The 4509-nt window shown below is 71.7% G+C and carries 3 protein-coding genes and 1 pseudogene; all 4 read left to right on the plus strand.

The features are described 5' to 3' along the window. Positions 1-250: 250 nt before the first annotated feature. A pseudogene (locus tag A6Q79_RS15480) lies at positions 251-1385 on the plus strand (DUF6002 family protein); the annotation flags it as partial. Positions 1386-1505: 120 nt separating this feature from the next. Further along, complete coding sequence (locus A6Q79_RS15485; RefSeq protein ID WP_317698720.1) at positions 1506-2276, plus strand: TauD/TfdA family dioxygenase; 771 nt, start codon at positions 1506-1508, stop codon at positions 2274-2276. Between the two features lie 33 nt (positions 2277-2309). Further along, the gene (locus A6Q79_RS15490) at positions 2310-3335 is read left to right on the plus strand and encodes a hypothetical protein (RefSeq protein WP_286690382.1); all 1026 of its coding nucleotides are present in this window, start codon (positions 2310-2312) and stop codon (positions 3333-3335) included. Then, positions 3332-4509 (plus strand): hypothetical protein (locus A6Q79_RS15495; protein WP_317698719.1); only part of this gene is annotated, 1178 nt, incomplete at its 3' end. The genes A6Q79_RS15490 and A6Q79_RS15495, both read left to right, overlap by 4 nt.

Consider the following 4509-nt stretch of genomic DNA (forward strand, 5'->3'; position numbering starts at 1 on the left):
GGCCTGCTCTGAGCACCCCCGCTCCGCCGCACCGGCCGCGGGTCGGCAGGGCGTCGGGGGCCCGCGCGGGGTGTGCACCGCGGGTACGCACCCGTTCCTGAATCGACCCGGATCGTCGGGGCCAGAGGGGTCCGAGACCACGTCGGATGGGACGGACGACCCATTCGAGGCGCTGAACGGGATCGCGATGTTTGGCGTTCTGCACCTCGGGTATGGCTCCCGTCACACACGCCAGCATTCGGGGGGATGCATGCCAGGGATCGACAACGCCATCGTCCACTACTACGACCGCCTACGACCTGGCCCGACCGAGGGAGCGGGCCCGACCGAGGGACCCTCGTTCGAGCTGCCCGACCTCGACGAGCGCTGGCGGGAGTTCTTCGCCGTCTCGAGCATCGCCGCCGCCCCGCTGCACGCGCCATCGGCGTTCGACGGGCTGGACGTGGTGCTGCTCGACCTCATGGGCAATCCCGTCGGCGAACAAGGCAACCGCCCTGCGCGACGCCGTCCTCCGCGCCTACGAGTGTGGTCTCGTCTCGCCCGAGGAGCTCAACGTCGTCTGTCTGGTGCCGCCCTCCTCGGTGGAGAAGATCTGGTCGTCGCCGCTCGCCACCCACCCGGAGTGGGCTCGCCGGAACCCGGTGCTGGTCCTGGACGAGGGCGCGCGCTCGTCGGTCAAGCAGGTCGTCGAGGCCCTCCGGGTCCACCACCAGCAGGGTGCGGACCACCAGGACGACGCCACCTGGTGGTTCACGATGCAGCTCGACAACTACACGTTCGCGGATCGCCTGCGGGCCTGGTTCGAGACCGACCTCCTCCCCACGGACGGGCGCCGCTGGCACTCCCACGCCGTGTCCAGCGCCTTCGGCCTGCTGGGTCACGCGCGGGGGACTCCCTCGACCGGTCCCCACCCGGGGTACCTCCTGGTCCAGCACCTGGCGACGCCGGACATGGTCCTGCACCTGCGCACCGGGTCCTTCGACCGAGCCGGCCTCCCCCGCTACGACCTCACGCCGAGGGGGTTCGCGCAGCAGGGTGACCCGCACTTCCCCGGGGTGACGCAGTCCCTCGACGAGGTCCTCGAGCCCACCTTCTACACCCACGCGCCGCCGACCCAGGAGCGCATGCAGCGACTCATCGAGGAACGCGGCGGCGACGGGATCGTGGTGTCGCTGCAGGAGTGCCTCGAGACCTACGACGTCGTGCGGGGACTCCTCCGCGACCTCGTGCCCCTGCCCGCGGACCCTCGCGACCTCCGCGAGTGGTCGTTGTCCATGGCGATGACCGGCAGCCTCCTGGCGGCACGGCGGGGACTGCTCGACGACGTCGAGTCGCTCGTGGTCCACGCCAGCGGCTCCTACGCGGTCGGCGACTACGTCCCCGTGCCGGCGCACGTCACCGCGACGGTCGGCTCCGCGCAGGAGCTGGCCGACGTGGTCCGGACGACGCAGGCCCGCACCTCCACCAGCACGTCCGCACGACCCACCAGCAGAAGGAGAAGCACCATGACGCACTGCCCCATCAGCATCCTGTCCGCCGTCGACTTCAACGACGAGGTGATCCCACGCGACGACCTGGTCCGGACGGCGCGCGACATGCTCGACGAGCACGGGTACGTCCAGCTGGTCAACGTCCCCGACGACTTCCACTACGTCGACTTCGCCTCGAAGTTCGGCGACTTCGTGCCCAACTACGGCGGCCCCGTGGTCGGCGACGTGCGGCCGGAGCCGGGGATGGAGGACGTCTACCACGCGGGGAACACCAGACCGCTGACCCCGCACACCGAGGGGTACGACTTCACGACGCCGCCACCTCGCTACCTCATGCTCTGGTGCGTCACGCCCGCCTCCGGCGAGGGCGGTGAGACGACCATCGGTGACACCAAGCCCTGGATCGAGGCGCTCGACGACAGCGACCGCGAGCACCTCTACTCCACCGTCTTCCACTGGAAGACGACCGACGGCATCGCACGCAAGGGGCTCGACCTGCACACCGAGCACCCTGTGCTCGAGGACATGGGCGCACCGACCCCCACCGTCCGCTTCTCCTGCAACAACCTGCTGCACGAGGACGACGACGTCGCCGTGCGTCTACAGGCCGAGTGGCAGCGTCGCTACGCCGACGAGGCCGTCTGGATCCGTTACCACCGCAACGACGTCCTGCTGTGGGACAACTGGCGCGTCCTGCACGCACGCAACGCCTTCTCCGACCCGCAGCGCCACCTGCGTCGTCTGCAGATCCGACCGGCCGGCGTCCTCGCCGGCGTCCAGGGCTGAGGTCACGCCATCAGGCCGCACGCCAGGACGATCATGGTCGTCGGGACCGGCCGCTTCGCGACGCAGCTCGTCCGGCGACTCAGCACCGTCGTCGACGTCCCGCTGCACGTCGTGCAGTGCGGTCGCGGGCACCGGACGTCACAGGAGGAGGTCCACGCCGACGACCTCGTGCAGCACACCTACGCCCGGACCCCGAGCCTGTCCGGGCCTCGGGGCCGCGAGGACCTGCAGGCTCTGCTCGAGCGGTGGGGACCGTCGGTCGTCGTGGTCGCGACGTCGCACTACTCGCCCTACGCGGGGGGCGCCGGGGGTGTCCCGTTCGGCTCCTCGCTGGCGCAACAGCTGCCCGTCGCCCTCACGGTGGCTGAGGTGGCCCACACCCGCTCCCGGCCACCGCTGCTGCTCAACGCCTGCTACCCCGAGCTGGTGAACACCGTGTGCTCGATGCTCGAGCTGCCGTTCCACGCCGGTCTCGGCAACGCCCAGACCCTCAACTGGAGCGAGCGCGCGGACGAGGCGACACGAGTCCTCGGCCATCACGCCCACCTCGGCTCGGGTGACGTCGCCGCTCCTCTCGTGGCGGCGACGGACCTGCGGACCGTCCACGAACCCTCCCGATCCGAGCTGGACCGCATCGCCCGTCGCCGCGCACTGCCGCGGGAGCAGCGCAACGCGTTCGGGGCGACGGCAGCCGGAGACCTCGTAGCGACGCTGGCGGCGTCGGGGACCTGCACGGACCTCCTCCCCGGCGTCGGCACGTTCGGCGGCGCGGTGCCGGTCTCCCTCTCTCTCGGGTCCGGAGCCGCCGCCTCGGCGGAGGCCGACGTCCTCCTGCGCCCCGAGGACGCGACGCTCGCCCGCGCGCGTCACCGAGCAGCGAGCGCGTCGGAGGGGTGGACGTTCGACGAGGGTCGGCTCGAGCTCTCGGCGCAGGCGGCGGAGGGCATGGGCGCGTGGGCGCCGTCGAGCACGATCCTCGACGCCGCCGGCCTTCGAGCGTGGGCCACGAGGACCATCGCCTCGCTCCACGGCACGCTCGCGCAGGGAGCCCACCCGTGAGGGCCGACCGGATCCTGCGAGCGCGAGTCCGCCACGCCTGGGACAACACGGCGAATCCGGTGGTCGGCCGAGCCCACACCCAGTGGGACGTCGTCCGCGGCGTCCCCCACGTCGTCAGCCGCGTCGTCGACGACCCCGCGGCGCCCACCGTCGGGTACCGCGGCTTCCACCAGGGCCTCGCCAACGTGCTCCAGCTGACCGACGTGCTGCGCGCGCGGTCGTTCCCGGGCCGGGTCGAGTGGACCACCGAGGCCCCGTCGCGGTCGGCACGCCGCGCCTCCCGGCAGGAGACCGCCGACATCGAGCTCGTCGGCGCGCCGAGCGGGACGGTCCTGTCGTCGCCGGGAGAAGCGACCGTCGTCCTGCCCTTCCGCGTCCACCTCGTGGTGCGGACGCCCGACCTGGCGACGGTCCGCGCCCACGTGTCGAAGCGAGAGCGGCCTCGCTTCAACGAGTCCCTGCGCCACGAGCGCTTCCGACCACGGATCGTCCGCGACGAGGCCTCGGTCGTCGACTTCTTCCATCGGATGCACCGTCCCACGATGCAGGCGCGTCATGCCGAGAAGTCTCGGACGGAGTCGCTCGAGGCAGCCGTGCTCCTCGCCTCGCGCGGCGGGCTCTTCCTCGCCGACGACGCCGACGGCCCCGTCGCCGGGTGCCTGTACACGGTGCGTCGCGGTGTCTTCACCACGCGACTGCTGGGAGTGCGTGACGGAGCGGACGAGCACTACGACAGCGGCGCGTTCAAGGCGCTCTACCACCTCATGATGCAGCACTGCGCCCTCGCCGACGGGCTGGAGACCATGGACCTCTTCGGCACGGAGGCCTTCTGCTCGAAGGGCATCTACCAGTGGAAGCGACGCCTCGGTGCCGCCGTGGTGGAGGCTCCCAACCACTTCGGCTCCAAGCAGCTGCTGATGAGCGTCACCCGGGACCGGCCGGGCGTCCGACGCTTCCTCGTCGAGAACCCCGTCCTCGCCCGCATGCCGCGCGACGTGACCCTGCACGGGTCACCTCCGGCTGCCGACGCCGCGCTGAGGCCGCTGCGCTTCGTCGACACCGGCCTCTCGCCCGGGCACCCCGTGGCGACGACAGCGCGAGGGCTCGAGCCCGAGCTCACGGTCGACCTCGACACCTTCCTCGCCGCTCCGGCGAGCATCGCGCCGAGGAGGAC

It is taken from the genome of Aeromicrobium sp. REDSEA-S32_B7 (genome assembly GCF_001626145.1).
GTDB lineage: Bacteria > Actinomycetota > Actinomycetes > Propionibacteriales > Nocardioidaceae > Aeromicrobium > Aeromicrobium erythreum.

Coding starts and splice junctions, on each gene's coding strand:
- A6Q79_RS15485 (WP_317698720.1), top strand. CDS start 1,506: ATGACGCACTGCCCCATCAGCATCCTGTCCGCCGTCGACTTCAACGAC.
- A6Q79_RS15490 (WP_286690382.1), top strand. CDS start 2,310: ATGGTCGTCGGGACCGGCCGCTTCGCGACGCAGCTCGTCCGGCGACTC.